General features: G+C 74.0%; 7 protein-coding genes. 3 read left to right on the top strand and 4 right to left on the bottom strand.

What is annotated here, in order from left to right:
• Positions 1-10: 10 nt before the first annotated feature.
• The 4 genes from ACFWZ5_RS22365 to ACFWZ5_RS22380 form a co-directional block, all read right to left on the bottom strand.
• A complete protein-coding gene (locus ACFWZ5_RS22365; protein WP_384799038.1) occupies positions 11-1408 on the bottom strand; it encodes an aldehyde dehydrogenase family protein in 1398 nt (465 codons plus the stop codon).
• An 18-nt stretch (positions 1409-1426) separates the two neighbouring features.
• Positions 1427-2866, bottom strand: a complete 1440-nt coding sequence (locus ACFWZ5_RS22370) for a flotillin family protein (RefSeq protein WP_384799035.1) — start codon at positions 2864-2866, stop codon at positions 1427-1429.
• A gap of 107 nt (positions 2867-2973) precedes the next feature.
• Positions 2974-3495, bottom strand: a complete 522-nt coding sequence (locus ACFWZ5_RS22375) for a hypothetical protein (protein ID WP_384799032.1) — start codon at positions 3493-3495, stop codon at positions 2974-2976.
• A 172-nt stretch (positions 3496-3667) separates the two neighbouring features.
• Positions 3668-3913, bottom strand: coding sequence for a response regulator transcription factor (locus tag ACFWZ5_RS22380; protein ID WP_384799029.1), 246 nt, complete (start codon positions 3911-3913; stop codon positions 3668-3670).
• Between the two features lie 250 nt (positions 3914-4163).
• On the opposite strand from ACFWZ5_RS22380, the gene ACFWZ5_RS22385 reads away from it, so the two are divergent.
• Genes ACFWZ5_RS22385 through ACFWZ5_RS22395 form a run of 3 tightly spaced genes read left to right on the top strand, consistent with a single transcriptional unit; the run spans position 4164 to position 16095 of the window.
• The gene (locus ACFWZ5_RS22385; protein ID WP_384799026.1) at positions 4164-5507 is read left to right on the top strand and encodes an MFS transporter; all 1344 of its coding nucleotides are present in this window, start codon (positions 4164-4166) and stop codon (positions 5505-5507) included.
• Positions 5504-8773: a type I polyketide synthase gene (locus tag ACFWZ5_RS22390; protein ID WP_384799023.1), complete on the top strand. Its 3270-nt coding sequence runs from the start codon at positions 5504-5506 to the stop codon at positions 8771-8773. Before ACFWZ5_RS22385 ends, ACFWZ5_RS22390 begins: the two co-directional genes overlap by 4 nt.
• Positions 8770-16095: a MupA/Atu3671 family FMN-dependent luciferase-like monooxygenase gene (locus tag ACFWZ5_RS22395; RefSeq protein ID WP_384799020.1), complete on the top strand. Its 7326-nt coding sequence runs from the start codon at positions 8770-8772 to the stop codon at positions 16093-16095. The genes ACFWZ5_RS22390 and ACFWZ5_RS22395 overlap by 4 nt, the downstream gene beginning before the upstream one ends.
• Positions 16096-16132: the final 37 nt, after the last annotated feature.

A 16132-nucleotide genomic window follows, 5' to 3' on the forward strand; every position in this document is an offset into this window, starting at 1 on the left:
GCGGGGAAGGTCAGAACTGCAGGGACTTGGTGTGCAGGTACTCCGCGAGGCCGTGCGTGCCGAGCTCGCGGCCCACGCCCGACTGCTTGTACCCGCCGAACGGCGCGAGCGGGTTGAACGAGCCGCCGTTGATGTCGACCTGCCCGGTGTCGAGGCGGCGGGCGAAGGCGACGGCCTCCGCGTCGTCCGCCGCCCACACGGCGCCCGCGAGGCCGTACGCGGTGCCGTTGGCGATCCTCTCGGCGTCGGCCTCGTCCTCGTACCGGATGAGCGAGAGGACCGGGCCGAAGATCTCCTCCTGGGCGATCGTCATGTCCGGGGTGACGTCGGCGAAGACGGTGGGGCGGACGTAGTAGCCGCGCTCGCGCGGCGCGTCGGGGCCGCCCGCGACCAGGCGCGCGCCCTCCTCGACGCCCCGCTCGATGTAGCCGCGCACGCGGTCCCGCTGCGCGGCGCTGACGACGGGCCCGATGCGGTCGCCGTACTTGGCGGCGGCCCCGGCGGCGAGCTCCACCGCCTCGTCGTACTGGGAGGCGTGCACGAGCATGCGGGTCCAGGCGCTGCACGTCTGGCCGGAGTTGGCCATGACGTTGGCGACGCCGACGTTCACGGCCTTCGCGAGGTCGGCGCTCGGCAGGATGACGTTGGCGGACTTGCCGCCGAGTTCGAGCGCGACGCGCTTGACGGCCGCGCCCGCCGCCGCGCCGATCCTCCTGCCGACCGCCGTGGAGCCGGTGAAGGAGACCAGGTCCACGCCGTCGTGCTCGGCGAGCGCCCGGCCCGCGACCGGGCCGAGCCCCGTGACCAGGTTGAACACCCCGGCGGGCAGGCCCGCCTCGTGGACGATGTCGGCGAAGAGCTGTGCCGTCAGGGGCGTGTCCTCGGCCGGTTTGAGGACGACCGTGCAGCCCGCGGCGAGGGCCGGGGCGACCTTCGCGACGATCTGGTGCAGCGGGTAGTTCCAGGGCGTGATCGCGCCGACGACGCCCACGGGCTCGGCGTACACCGTGGAGTTGCCGACCTTCTCCTCGAACGCGTACGTCGCCGCGAGCTCCGCGTACGAGCCCGCGACCAGGATCGGCACGCCCGCGTGCACCGCCTCCGCGAACTTCACCGGCGCGCCCAGCTCGGCGGAGACGGTCGCGGCGATCTCGTCCTTGCGGGCCACGAGGCCGTCGCGTATCGCGGCTATGCGCTCCGCACGGCGCTCCGGCGGGGTCGCCGACCAGGCCGGAAGCGCCGTGCGGGCGGCGTGCACCGCGGCGTCCACGTCGGCGGCGGTGCCCGCCGGGACGTGCGCGATGACCTCTTCGTCCGCGGGGTTCACCACCGGGGTGGTGCCGGTGGTGCCGGTGGTGGTGGCGGGGCGCCAGGCGCCCGCGATGTACATGGCGTCATGGGCCTTCATGCCCCCAAACTAGCGCCGTTAGTTTTCCGGCGCCAGGGTCACTTTCTCCACCCGGGGCACGTCCTTGCCCGGTGCGGCCTGCGCGCCCGCGAGGCCGCCGGTCACCTGCTTCAGGAGCGCCGTCAGGTCGACTCCGGTGGTGGATCCGAGGAGTTCGACGCCCTGGGCGACGTTGTCGGTGACGGTGCGCGTGAGGCGGCTCGCGCCGTCCGTGGAGATCACCGTCATCTTGTCCACGGCGCCGAGCGGCTCGGACGCCTTGGCGACGACCTGGGGCAGCACCTCGACCAGCATCTGCAGCATGGCCGCGTCGCCGTACTGCGCGAAGGCGTCGGCCTTCTTCCGCATCGCCTCGGCCTCGGCGGCACCCTTCGCGGCGGTCGCGGCGGCCTCCGCCTCGCCCTCCAGGCGTACCGCCCCGGCGAGCGCGGCACGCTGCGCCTTCTCGCCCTCACCGGTGAGCCGGGCCCGCTCCGCCTCCGCCTCGGCCTCCTTGACCAGGGCGATGCGCCGGGCCTCGGCCTCCTGCTCGGCCCGGTAGCGGGCGGCGTCCGCGGGCTTGCGGACCTGGGTGTCCAGCTCGCGGTCGGTCAGGGCCGCCTGGCGCTGGGCCACCTTCTCCTGCTCGGAGAGGACCTCCTGCCGCCGCGCCGCCTCGGCGAGCGGGCCCGCGGCGCCGGCGCGCGCCGCGGCCTCGTCCGTCTCGGCCTTGATCTCGGCCTGCTTGAGCGCGAACGTCCGCTGCGCGACGGCGATCTCCTCCTCGGCCTTAAGGCGGGCCTGCTCGGCGGCGCGGCGCGCCACGGCCTCGGCGATGTCGGCCTCCTGCTTGGCGCGGGCGGCCTCGGGGCGGCCCAGGTCCTCCAGGTACGAGCCCTCGGTGGTGATGTCCTGGATCTGAAAGGCGTCCAGGACCAGGCCCTGCCCGGACAGGCTGGCCTCCGCCTCCTCGGCGACCTGCCCGGCGAACGCGGCCCGGTCCCGGATGATGTCCTCCACCGACATCCGGCCGACGATGGAGCGCAGGGCGCCGGAGAGCACCTCCTGCGTGAAGCCGACGATGCCGTCCTGCTGGACCAGGAAGCGCTGGGCGGCGGCGCGGATGGAGTCCTCGGTGCCGCCGACCTTCACGATGGCGACGCCTTCGAGGTGCGCCTTCACCCCGCGCAGGGTGACCGCGCCGCGCACCGCGATCGGGATGTGCCGCGACGACAGGTCGAGGGTGAACTTCTGCTGCACGAACGGCACCACGAAGACACCGCCGCCGACCACGACCTTCTGTCCGCTGTTGTCGGTGACGACGCGGCCGGTGTCCGGGTCGGTGGAGCGCTTGCCGCGGCGCCCGGTGACGATGAAGGCCTCGCTCGGCCCGGCGACCTTGTAGCGCGTGATGACGACGAGGGCGAGCAGGACGAGGAGTACGACGACGCCGATGACGGCGGTGAGGACGGGACTCATAGGGCTTCTTCCTGGTGAAACGGTGATGAGGGGCGCCCAGAAGGGGCGCGGGGAACTGCGCGCCCAGCCACAACGGCGCAGCAGCCGAAAGACGACCCACGCGGCAATCAGCGCTCGACGGCGCGCACCGCGACCGACGTGGGCGACAGGGTTTCCTCGACCCACACCTCGGTGCCGCGCGCGAGGGCGACTCCGCTCTTCGCGGCGAACTTCACCGGCTGGCCCGCGAGGCGCAGCAGCACCTCGCCGTAGCCGTCGGCCGGGATCGCGGTGACCACGGACCCGGCGCTGCCGAGCAGGTCGTCGCCGCGCGGTGTGACGGCGGTCTGGTCGCGCATCAGGACCCGGGTGAACTTCCAGGTGAGCAGGCCTGCTCCGACACCGGCGCCCACGCCCACGAGCGCGGCGGGCCCGGTGTCGAGCCCCGCGGCGCCGAGGGCGAGCGCGCCGCCGAAGCCCAGCATGGACAGGAAGCCGGCGATCACCGGCAGCGAGAGCAGGCCGTCGAGGAACCCGCCGAGGGCCCCGCCGAGGGCCCCGCCGAAGAGCCCTTCGAGGACGCCGTCGAAGACGAGCGCGAGGACGAGCAGGACGATCCCCGCGATGCCGAGTCCAAGAAACAACTCCATCGCGCGCTCGCCTCCCGCTTTCCCCCGCATGCCCTGTGACCTTGCGTTATGGCAAGCCTGCCACGCGGGGGCCGCTCCGGGCACTGCCGGAATCCGGCAGTCTTAACGCGTTCTTAATGCCTGCTCGGCGCGGGTCGTACGCGTACATGAGGATGACCGGGGCAGCCCGGGATCAGCCGCAGTCCTCGGTCGCGCTCAGGTGGATCAGATGCGCCACGGTCGGCGCCGTGCGCTTGCCGCGGATGCGGCGCAGATACGTGCCGACGGTGTGCACGCTGATGCCGAGGCGGCGCGCGATCTGCTTGTGCGAGAGTCCGGCCGCGATGTGGGCGAGGACCTGACGCTCCCGCGGTGACAGGGCCGGAAGACCGCCGGAGAGGTCCCCTCGGGACTTCCTGCCGGTGTCTGTTCTCCGCACGGGACTCTCAACTCCACGGCTACCGCGACCCACCTTTGGATCTAACCATGGCCTCGGCGAAAAACAAGGAGGAGGGGCATCGTCCGAGGACATCGGCCTAGGTCAGCCTCTCCGGGCTGTCAAGTCACCAATTCCAGTGACTCCAGGCGTCGTTCGAAGCGGGTGATGGTGAAGGCGTCGTCCTCCGGATCACCCGATCGGTGCTCAACCCGGGGGAAGAGTGCGGGAGTTGTGGAAACAGGGGGAGCCCTTGCGGCACTTTCGTCTGCTCGTCATCGGCAACGCGGTCTCGGCGTACGGCAGTTACCTGAACATGGTGGCGCTGAACGTCTTCATCTACCAGGAGACGGACAGCGCTCTCGCCGCCGGGCTCTTCATGGCCGTACGCCTCCTGGTGAGCGTGGCGTCCGGCTTCGTGAGCGGGCGGCTCGTGTCGCGGTACGACCGCAAGCTGCTGATGGTGGGCGCCGATCTCACCCAGTGCGTCGCTCTCCTCGCCCTCCTGGCCGCGCCCGACGGCGCGCGCGTGGGCCTGCTGTACGCGCTCGCGGTCGTGACCGGGTCCTGCTCGACGCTCTCGGGCGTCGCCCTGCGCAGCAGCGTCCCGGAGATCGTCGGCGCGGACCTGCGGACGCGGGCCAACGCGCTGCTCGCGACGGGCCGTTCCCTCGCGATGATCACCGGCTTCGCCTCGGCGGGCGTCGTCGTCGCGCAGCTGGGCTACACCGCCGCGCTCGGCCTGGACGCGGCCACCTTCGTGGTCTCGGCGAGCGTGCTGTTCTCGCTGCCGATCCGCACGCGGGCGGAGCAGCCCGACGAGGCGGGAGCGGAGACACCGGACCAGGCGGGAGTGGAGACACCGGACCAGGCCGCCGCGCGCGCCCGCACCACCACCCTCCTGCTCCTCCGCGCCGCCCCCGTACTCGCCGTCATGATCCTGGTCCGGGCCGTCGACGGCCTCGGCTCCTCCTCGCACAACGTCGCCCTGCCGGTCTACTCCAGCGACCTCGACCCCGACCACCCGGCCACGTTCATCAGCCAGTTCTGGGCGACCTGGGCGATCGGCAACATCGTGGCGCAGCAGGTGTGCGCGCGGTGGAGCGGGCGCGGCGGGCGGCACGGGCCGGGGGAACGGGCCTTCGCGATCGGTTCGATGGTGATGTCGGCCGCGTTCATCGTGGTCTTCACCGGCCTTCCCACGCCGCTGGCCGTCGTGGCCGCCCTGGTCGCGGGCATGGCGGACGGGCTCACCGAGATCGCGTACGTCTCCCGCCTCCAGGCGGCGCCCGACGAGCAGCGCGGCCGCCTCTTCGGGGTCTCCGCTTCGGCCGAGAACACCGGGTTCGGCCTCGGCATGCTGGTCAGCGGCGCGCTCCTGGACGCCCTGAGTCCGCTCCAGGTCACGGGCCTCCTGCACGGCCTCGCGATCGTGCTGTGCGCCGGGCTGCTCGCCGTCCTCGTACGCCACGCCCGTCGACAGCACACCCCCGAGCCGCCCCCGTCGCAGCAGTCACCTCAGTCATCGCAGTCACCGCAGTTACCGCAGTTACCGCAGTCACCAAAGTCTCAGCAGTCCCCGCAGGAGAGCCGATGACCGCCGCCCGCAGCGCCGCCGTCGCCGTCGCCGTCGTCGGCCTGTCCTTCCGCTTCCCCGGCGCGGACACGCCGGACGAGTTCTGGCGCACCATCCGCACCGGGGCCAGCCGCATCCGCCGCTTCACGGACGCCGAACTCGCGGCCGCGGGCGTGCCCGAGGAGCAGCGCCGCGCGCCCGGCTTCGTCGGGGCGAGCGGCGTGCTCGACGACATCACCGGCTTCGACGCGGGCTTCTTCGGGATGAGCGCGCGCGAGGCACAGCTCACCGACCCGCAGCAGCGCCTTTTCCTGGAGTGTGTGCACCACGCCCTGGAGGACGCCGGCTACGCCGGAACGCCGGGCCGCGGCCAGGACATCGGCGTCTACGCCAGCACCGGCTACCACCTGTACTGCCTGCAGACGTACCTCCAGAACAACGTCCTGCCCAGCGGCGCCGTCGAGGACTGGGTCACCGGGCTCCAGGTCTCGATCGGCAGCTCCGCCGACTTCACGGCCACCCGCGTCGCGTACCGCCTCGGCCTGACGGGGCCCGCGATCAGCGTGCAGACCGCCTGCTCCAGCTCACTGACCGCCGTCCAGCTCGCCGCGCAGGCCGTCGCGTACGAGGAGTGCGGCCTCGCAGTCGCCGGGGCCACCGCCGTCCACGTACCGCAGGTGCTCGGCTACCCGTACGTGAAGGGTTCGATCCTCTCCAAGAGCGGCCGGATCCGGCCCTTCGACGCGGCCGCCGACGGCACGGTCGGCGGCACCGGCGTCGCCGCCGTCGTCCTCAAGCGCCTGGACCGGGCGCTCGCGGACGGCGACCACATCCACGGCGTGATCCGCGGCTGGGGCGTCAACAACGACGGCGCGGGCAAGCGGACGTACACCGCGCCCAGCGCGGACGGCCAGCGCCAGGCCGTCCGGCGGGCCCTCGCGCGGGCGGGCGTCACCGCGGACAGCATCGGCTACCTGGAGACGCACGGCACCGGCACCCTCAAGGGCGACCCCATCGAGCTGGCCGGTGCCACGGCGGCGTTCCGCGAGGACACCGAGCGCTCCGGCTACTGCGCCCTCGGCTCGGTGAAGGCCAACATCGGCCATCTCGACGTCTGTTCGGGCCTGGCGAGCCTGATCAAGGCGCTCCTCGTGCTGCGGCACGGCGTCATTCCGCCGCTCGCGGGCTACGAGCGGCCGAACCCGGCGCTCGACCTGGCGGCCGGTCCCTTCTACGTTCCCGACACCGCCCGCCCCTGGCCGGACGGCGACGTGCCGCGCCGGGCCGGTGTCAGTTCGTTCGGCGTCGGCGGCACGAACGTCCACGTCGTCCTGGAGCAGGCCCCCGCGCCGCTGCCTCGCCCTATCGACGTCCCGCCCCCGCCGGGCGTCCTCCTCGTCTCCGGGCACACCGGACCGGCCCTGACCGACAACGCCCGCGCCCTGCGCGACCACCTGCGCGCGCACCCCCGTACCGACCTGGCCGACCTCGTCACCACGACGGCGCTCGGCCGGGCGCACGGCCGGCACCGGATCGCGCTGCGCGGCGACAGCGTCGCGGCGCTCACGGGCGCGCTCGACACCTGGCTCACGGACGGGAGCGCCAGGGGCACGGGGGGCGGGGACACGGAAGCCGTCGGCGTCGGCTTCCTGTTCGCCGGGCAGGGCAGCACCTACCGGGGCATGGCGCGGCCCCTCTACGAGCGCTTCCCCGTCGTGCGCGACGTCCTGGACTCCTGCGCGCAGCAGTACCGCGACCTCGGCGGCGACGACCGCCTCCTGGACCGGCTGCTCCACGAGAGTGGGGACGGGGACGACCCGTGGCCCACCGAACTCGCGCAGCCGGGGCTCTTCGCCTTCCAGTGCGCCCTGGTGGAGCTGTGGCGCGCGGCGGGGATCACGCCGGGCGCGGTGGCCGGGCACAGCGTGGGCGAGTACGCGGCGCTGTACGCGGCCGGGGCGCTGTCCCGGGAGGACGGCCTGCGCCTCACGGCCGAGCGCGGGCGGCTCATGCGCGCGCACTGCGCTCCGGGGGCGATGGCCGCCGTACGGACCACGGCACGGGAGGCGGCGGAGCTGGCCGCCGAGGTGCCGGGCGTGGAGCTCGCCGTCACCAACGGCGCCGAGCACCAGGTGCTCGCCGGACCGGTGGACGCCATGGGCAGGCTGACGGAACTGCTGTCCGCGCGTGGTCTGTCGGTACGCACCCTGCCGGTGCGGCACGCGTTCCACACGGCGCTGATGGCCCCCGTGCTCGGCGCGCTGCGCGACCTGGCCGGGCGGGTGACGCCGCGCCCCGTCGACGTGCCGTTCGTGAGCGGCCTCGACGGACGCACCCGGCCGCCGGGCTGGCGCCCCGACGCCGACTACTTCGTACGGCAGGCGCGCGAGCCGGTGCGGTTCGCCGACGCCCTGGCCGAACTGGGGCGCGGGGCGGGCGAGTCCGGCCTCGGCGCCCTGGTGGAGATCGGCCCGCACACGACGCTGACCGGGCTCGCCCGGCGGGCGCTGCCGGGGCTCGCGGCGCATCCGACGCTGCGGCGCGGCGCCGGGCTCGCACCGCTGTGGGACGCGGCCGCCGGGCTCCACCGGGCCGGGGCGGCCGTCGACTGGCGGGCCCTGACGGGCGGGGCGGGGCGCAGGATCCCCCTGCCCGGCTATCGATTCCAGCACAAGCACTACTGGACAGGCCCGGAGAACCACCTTCTCCGGGCCGCAGAACCGGCAAGAGAACCGGCAAGAGATGGGGATGACGTGGCACAGGACGAGGCAGCGGCGGTCGACCGGGTACTCCGGCACGTCATCAAGGTGATCGCGGAGCACCTCAGCTACGACACGAGCGAGCTGACCCCGGACGCCTCCTTCTTCGACCTCGGCGCGGACTCACTGCAGATGATCGGCGCCCTGCGCGAACTGGAGGACGAGCACCGGGTCAAGGTGTCGATGCGGGAGCTCTTCGAGGAGGCGGGCACGGCCCGCAAGCTCGCACGGATCATCGTGCGCAAGGCGGGGCGGGAGCCTTCGTACGAGGGGACGGCGGAGCCCGCGTACGACGACTCCGACGTCTACGAGGACAGCGTGCGGCCCGCGTACGAGACCAAGGCCGAACCCGCATACGCGCGCCGCGAGGAACCCGTCTACGCGACCCGCGAGGAGGTCGCCGACCTCGCCCGGCAGATCAAGCAGCTGTCGCAGATGCAGCTCCAGTTGATGGGCCGGCTCTCCCAGCTGCTCGCCGCGCAGGCCCCCGCGGGGAGCGCCGCCGTCAACGGAAGGGTGGCCCCGTGACCGAGCTCGGCACGGTCTCCGCGGCGGTCGACCAGGACCTCGCCGCGATGGCCGAACTCTCGCAGCGCATCGCCCAGCAGATGGGCACGGCGCCGGACGCGCCCGCCCCGGAGAACCCCCAGCCGCCGACGACGCAGCACGGCCCGCGCATGACCGTCTCCCGCGCGTCCGGCATGGTCCGCGGCGGCGCGTCCGACCGCCAGCGGGCCCATCTGGACGACCTCGTGGCCCGCTACACCGCCAGGACCCCCACGTCCAAGCGCGTCGCCCAGCGCTACCGCCGGGTGCTCGCCGACAGCCGGGCCGCCGTCGGCTTCCGCAGCAGCACCAAGGAGATGCTGTACCCGATCGCGGGACGGCGGGCGAGCGGCTCCTGGCTCGAGGACATCGACGGGAATCGCTATGTCGACATCACCATGGGCTTCGGGGTGCTGCTCTTCGGGCACGAGCCCGCGTTCGTGGCGGAGGCGGTGCGCGAGCACCTGTCGCGCGGCATCCAGCTCGGGCCGCGCACCGTGGAGACCGGTGAGGCGGCCGAGCTGCTCGCCGAGCTGACCGGCATGGAGCGGGTCGCCTTCGCGAACTCCGGCACGGAGGCCAACTCCGCCGCCATCCGCCTCGCCCGCGCCGCCACCGGGCGCGGCCGCATCGTCACCTTCGAGGGCGCCTACCACGGCCACGCCGACAACGTCCTCGGCCGGTCGCCCGGACGTGACGCCGCCGCCACGGTCCCGATGTCCGCGGGCATCCCGGCGGGCGCCGTCGCCGATCTGCTCGTCCTGCCGTACGGCAGCGAGGAGAGCCTCGCGGTCATCGAACGGCAGGCGGCCGACATCGCGGCGGTCGTGGTCGAGCCGGTGCAGAGCCGCCACCCCGGCCTGCGCCCGGCCGCGTTCGTGCGCAGGCTCCGCGAGCTGACGCGGCGGCACGGCATCGTGCTGTTCTTCGACGAGATGCTCACCGGCTTCCGCCCCGCGCCGCGCGGCGCGCAGGAGCTGTACGGCGTCACGCCCGACCTGGCCACCTACGGCAAGCTGCTCGGCGGCGGCTTCCCCATCGGGGCCATCGCCGGGCGCGCCGACATCATGGACGGCGTGGACGGCGGCCACTGGCGTTACGGGGACGACAGCTACCCGCAGGCCGACACCACCTTCTTCGGCGGTACGTACATCCAGCACCCGGTGTCGATGGTCGCGGCCCGTGCCGTGCTCGGCCACCTCAAGGAGCACAGCCCGCGCCTCCAGGAACGCCTCAACGCGCGCACCGACGAGCTCGCCGCCACCCTCAACTCCTTCTTCGAGGACGAGGGGTTCGCCCTGCGGATGCGCCACTTCGGCTCGATGTTCCGCTTCGAGCACCGCGCGGACATGGAGCTGCTCTACCACCACCTCATGCTGCGCGGCGTGCACGTCTGGGAGTGGCGCAACTTCTTCCTGTCGACCGAACACTCCGACGGTGACTGCGAGTTCATCGCGGACGCGGTGCGGGGGTCGCTGCGGGAGCTGCGGGACGCGGGGTTCTTCCCGGAGCGGGCGAAGCCGACGCCCGCACCCAAGCCGAAGCCGGAGCCGACTCCCGAGCCCACGCCGGAGCCCGCGTCCCGGCCGGAGCCCGCCGCCCTGCCCCGGCCCATCGCCTTGAACGCCACGGCGCAGGCCGAGGAGCCCGCCCGTACCCCCGCCCGTACGCCGGACTTCGGCGTCTACTTCTTCGGCGACTACCCCCAGGACGACGCGGGCGACGCGGACGGCGCGGGCGGCGCGGGCGGCGGGACCGCGGCGGGCCCCGGCAAGTACGACCTGCTCCTGGAGACGGCCCGGTTCGCCGACCGCAACGGCTTCTCGTCGCTCTGGGTCCCCGAGCGGCACTTCCACTCCTTCGGCGGCCTCTTCCCGAACCCGGCCGTGCTCGCCGCGGCCCTCGCCCGCGAGACCGGGCGGATCCGGATCAACGCGGGCTCCGTCGTGCTTCCGCTGCACGATCCGATCCGGGTCGCCGAGGAGTGGTCGATGGTCGACAACCTCTCCGGCGGCCGGATCGGCATCGGCTGCGCGAGCGGCTGGAACGCCAACGACTTCGTCTTCTTCCCCGAGCGCTTCGGCTCCCACAAGGAGGCGATGTACGAGCAGCTCGCGCAGGTGCGGGCGCTGTGGCGCGGCGAGAGCGTGCGGCGGACCACCGGGGACGGCGAGCACGACGTGCGTCTCTTCCCGCGCCCCGTCCAGGACGCCCCGCCGATGTACACGGCGGTCGTCGGCAACCCGGCGTCGTACGCCCTTGCGGCCCGGCACGACCTCGGCATCGTCACCAACCTGATGGCGCAGTCGGTCGAGCAGCTCCGCGACAACATCGCGCTGTACCGCCGCACGCGCGCCGAGCACGGCCTCGACCCGGCGGCGGGCCGCGTCGCCGTCCTCCTGCACACCTATCTCGCCGCCGACCACGCGGCGGCCCGCGCCGAGGCCCGCGATCCGCTGTCGCGGTACATGCGCGCCTCGCTCTCCCTGTTCGGCACCGTGGCCAACAGCCTGGGCCACCGCGTCGACCTGTCCCAGCTCAGCGAGGACGACCTCGACGTGGTCTTCCGGCGCGCCTACGACCGCTACTGCGACCAGCGGGCCCTGATAGGCAGCCCCGAGAGCGTGACGCCGGTCGTGGACGGGGTGAGCGCCGCCGGGGCCGACGAGGTCATCGCGCTCGTCGACTTCGGCGTCCGGCCGGAGTCACTGCGCGCGGGCCTCACGCACCTGGCCGCGCTGCGCCGCGACTATCGCCCGGGGGCAGACACACCCGAACGCCCGGAGGCAGACACACCCGAACCGGCCCCGCTCACGGAGGCCGATCACGGCGCGCCGCTGTCCCCCGGGCAGGAGCGCATCTGGTTCCTGGAGCAGATGCTGCCCGGCCGCACCGCGTACAACGAGACCAAGGCCGTCGCGCTCGAAGGACCCCTCGACGTGCCCGCGCTGCGTGCCGCCCTGGCCGACCTCGTCGCGCGGCACGAGAGCCTGCGCACCGTCTTCCGTGAAGTGGCGGGCGCGCCGCGGCAGTTCGTCCGGGCCCCGGGGGCCGCCGACTGCGTCGACGTCGCCGTGGTCGACGGCACGGGGCCGGGGGACGCGGTGGCCGCCGCGCTGCGGGAGGGCAGCGAGCGCCGCTTCGACCTCGCGCGGGGCCCGCTGTTCGTGGCGCGGCTGGTGCGGCTCGGCGCCGAGCGCCACGTCCTCGTCCTGTCCCTGCACCACATCGTGATGGACGCGGCGTCGGCCGCCGTGCTCGCCCGTGACGTGTCGGCCCTGTACCGCGCGCGGACGACGGGCGCGCCGGCCGGCCTGCCGCCGCTCCCGCGCACCTACGCCGACCACGCCCGCGAGCGGCTCACCGCCCTCGACGGCGAGCGGGCGGCCGCGGACCTCGCGTACTGGACCAAGGTCCTCGACGGCGAGCTGCCCGTGCTCGCGCTCCCCGCCGACCGGCCGCGGCCCGCCGTGATGACGTCGAACGGCCGCGCCCTGTTCCGCACGCTGGACCCGGAGCTGTCCGCCCGGGTGCGGGCGTTCAGCCGGGAGCGGCGCGGCACCCTCTTCATGACCCTGCTCGCCGGGTACGCGGCCGCGCTGCACCGCGTCACCGGGCAGGACGACCTCGTCATCGGCACCCCGATGTCGGACCGGCCGCGCGGCTTCGAGGACGTGATCGGGTTCTTCGTCAACACCCTGGCGCTGCGCGTCGACCTGTCCGGGTCCCCGGACTTCGACACGCTCCTCGACCGGGTGCGCGGGGTGGCCCTGGACGCGTACGACCACGCCGACGTGCCGTTCGAGGCGGTCGTGCGGAAGCTGGCGCCGCCGCGCGCCCTCGACCGCACCCCGGTCTTCCAGACGCTCGCCGAGTTCGAGTCCGGCGACCCGTTCCGCTTCGACCTGCCCGGGGTGCGCGCGACGCCGCTCGACTCGGGCCCCGACAAGGCCCTGACGGACCTCAGCGTGTACTTCACCGACCAGGCGGACGGCATCCGCTGTCACCTGGAGTACAGCACCGACCTGTTCGACGAGGCGACGGTCGACGCGCTCTTCGGGACGCTGCGGGACGTGCTGGCCGACGCGGTGGGCCACGGCGCGGCGCCGCGGCGGGAGGGCGCCGTTCCCGTCCCTGCGGGCCGGGGGCGCGGTCCGGTGAAGGAGCGCACGCGCCGCACCGTCGACGCCCTGGTCGCGCGGTGGGCGGTCAGCACCCCGGACCGCACCGCCGTCGAGAGCGGGACGACGACCCTGACGTACCGGGACCTCGACGAGCGGGCGGAGCGGCTCGCGGACGTCCTGCGCTCGCGGGGCGCGGCGGACGGCGCCCCGGTCGCCCTGTGGCTGCCGCGCGGCGCGGACCTGGTCGTCGCCATGCTCGCGGCCCTCAAGTCGGGCCAGGGATACGTCCCGTTGGACCCGGCGCTCGGCCGGGCCCGTGCCACGACCGTGCTCGCGGAGTGCGGCGCCCGGGTCCTGGTGACGCGGGACGGGGCGGACGACGCGCCGACACCACCCGGCGGCATCACGGTCGTCGAGGTGAACTCCCGGGCACCGCACGGGAGTCGGAAGCGGGCCGCGACCGACCCCGAGTCCCTGTGCTGCGCCCTCTACACGTCCGGCAGCACGGGCACGCCCAAGGGCGTGGCGATCCCGCACCGGGCCGTCGTGGACCTGTGCCAGTGGCACCACGAGCGCTTCGGGTTCACGGCCGACGACCGCGGCGCGGCCGTGTGCAGCCAGGGCTTCGACGCCGCCGTCCTGGAGATCTGGCCGACGCTCACCGCGGGCGCCACGGTGGTCGTGGCCGACGACACCGAGGAGGACGTGCGCCGCGACCCGGCCGCGCTCGCCCGGTGGTACCGCGACCGGCGGATCACGTTCACCATCCTGCCGACGGCGCTCGGCGAAGCGGTACTCACACTGCCTGAGCCCCAACAGCCGCCACTGCGGCACCTGTTGATCGGCGGCGACGTGCTGCGCACCCGGCCGCGCCCCGGCGCCCCGTACGAGACGGTGAACGTCTACGGGCCCACCGAGACGACGGTCCTGTGCACGACCGCGACGGTGCCGCCCGCGGAGCCGGGTGCCGACCAGGCCCCGATCCCGATCGGCCGCCCCGTGGACAACGTCGCGCTCCGCGTCCTGACGCCGGGCGGCGCCGAGGCCGGGGTCGGCGAGGTGGGGGAACTGTACGTCGGCGGCCCCGGTGTGGCCCTCGGCTACCTGGGGCGCCCGGACCTGACGGCGGAGCGCTTCGTGGCCGGACCCGAGGGCGGCGGACGCTGGTACCGCACCGGCGACCTGGTGTGCTGGACGGAGGACGGCTCGCTCGCCTTCCACGGCCGGGCCGACGACCAGGTGAAGATCCGGGGCTTCCGCGTGGAGCCCGAGGAGGCCGCGCACGCCCTCAACGGCCTGCCGGAGATCCGGGCGGCCGTCGTCCTCGCCCACCGCGACCGGCGGGGCGACGCGCGCCTCGCCGCGTACGTGGTGCCCGCGGGGCCCGCGCCCGACGAGCGGGAGTTCGCGGACCGCATGACCCGCGCCCTGGCCGGACGCCTCCCGGACCACCTCGTCCCGCACGCCTGGGCGGTGCTGCCCCGCCTCCCGCTGTCCACGAACGGCAAGGTGGACCGCACGGCGCTGCCGCCCGCGTCCCTGGTGACCGCGACGACCGCACCGACGACCACACCGGCGGGCACCCGGCCCGTCACCGAGCACGGCGGTCCACCCATCCCGGCGGACACCGAGGCGCGCCTGCGCCGCCTGTGGGCCGAGGAGTTCGACACGCCCGCGGAGACACTCGACCCCGACGCCACCTTCTACGACCTCGGGGGCCACTCGATCAAGGCGATGCGCCTGGCCAACGCCGTACGCGAGGAGTTCGGCGTCGACTATCCCGTCGCGCACCTGTACCAAGGGCCGACGCTGCGCGCGATGGCGGCGTACCTCCGGGGCACCGACGAGCCGGTGGCCGGGCGGGCGCCCGCCACCAAGCAGCAGACGATGTTCCTCAACCGGCACGGCACCCACCCCCATCCGCAGATCTACAACGTGGCCCTGCGCCTCACCCTCACCGGCGACCTGGACGTACCGGCCCTGCGCACGGCCCTGTCCCAGCTCGTGGCCCGGCACGAGTCGCTGCGCACCCGCTTCGTACGCGAGGACGAGGAGTGGTGGCAGGAGCCCGTGCCCCCACGCCCGGTGGAACTGCCGGAGGAGGACCTGCGAACCCACCAAGGCCCGACCGCCCGCACCAAGACAGAGACACAGACAGAGACGGAGGCGGAGACGGAGACGGAGGCGGCGCGCATCGCGGCCCGGACTGCCGCGACGCCCTTCTCGCTCGACGGCGCCCTGACCCCCGTACTGCGACTCCTGCGCACGGGCGACGACCGCTGGGCGCTGCTCTTCGTCCTGCACCACGCCATGTGCGACGGCTGGGCGGTGAGCGTCCTGCTGCGCGAACTGGCCGCGCTGTACCGGGCGGCGGTCACCGGAGAGCCGCACGGCCTGCCCGGGAACGTGCCGCAGCCGCGCGACTTCGCGCACTGGCAGCGCGAGCACGCCAAGCCGCGCGGCCCGCTGCTCGACCACTGGGCGCGCGAGCTCGACGGCGCCTCGTTCAGGCCCGCGCTGCCCCTGGACCGGCCGCGCCCGCAGGAGTTGAGCGGCGCGGGCGACGTGGTGGTGTTCACGGTGCCCGCGGCGGTGCGCGCCGGGGTGGAGGCACTGGCGCGCCGGCACCGTACGACGCCGTTCGCGGTGACCGCCGCCGCCCTCGGGAAACTGGTCGGGGACCTGTCGGGCGAGCCGGACGTGCTGATCGCGGTCGCGTACGCCAACCGTGAGCTGCGCGCGTTCGAGTCGCTCGTGTCCGCGACGGTCTCGAACTTCACGCTACGGGTACGCGGCGGCGAAGCCGAGTCCTTCGGGGCGCTCGTGGACCAGGTGGCCCGTACGTCCGTGGCGGCCATCGACCACGTGGCGCCCCTGCGCGACCTCGCGCCGGAGCTCGGCGAGCGCCTCGGCACGGAGGTGCCCGACCGGATGCCGCTGGCCTTCCAGTACCAGAACTCCCTGGAGACGGACATCGACCTGCCGGGGTTGACCACGGCAGTGGACGACCTCCCGATAGCCGCCGCCCGCTCCGAGCTCAACCTGGGCCTGATACCCAGCGGCGACGCGCTCTCGGGCTACGTGGAGTTCTCAGCCGACCTGTGGGACCGCGAGACGATCGAAGCCTGGACAAGGGCATACGTCGACCTGCTGAAACGATCAAGCCCGTCCGGCGTTTGAGGACGAGCGCGAAGCGCGGATAAAAGGGGGGTCCAGG

It is taken from the genome of Streptomyces sp. NPDC059003 (genome assembly GCF_042740445.1).
Classification (GTDB): Bacteria; Actinomycetota; Actinomycetes; order Streptomycetales; family Streptomycetaceae; genus Streptomyces.

Coding starts and splice junctions, on each gene's coding strand:
- ACFWZ5_RS22365 (WP_384799038.1), bottom strand. CDS start 1,408: ATGAAGGCCCATGACGCCATGTACATCGCGGGCGCCTGGCGCCCCGCC.
- ACFWZ5_RS22375 (WP_384799032.1), bottom strand. CDS start 3,495: ATGGAGTTGTTTCTTGGACTCGGCATCGCGGGGATCGTCCTGCTCGTC.
- ACFWZ5_RS22390 (WP_384799023.1), top strand. CDS start 5,504: ATGACCGCCGCCCGCAGCGCCGCCGTCGCCGTCGCCGTCGTCGGCCTG.
- ACFWZ5_RS22370 (WP_384799035.1), bottom strand. CDS start 2,866: ATGAGTCCCGTCCTCACCGCCGTCATCGGCGTCGTCGTACTCCTCGTC.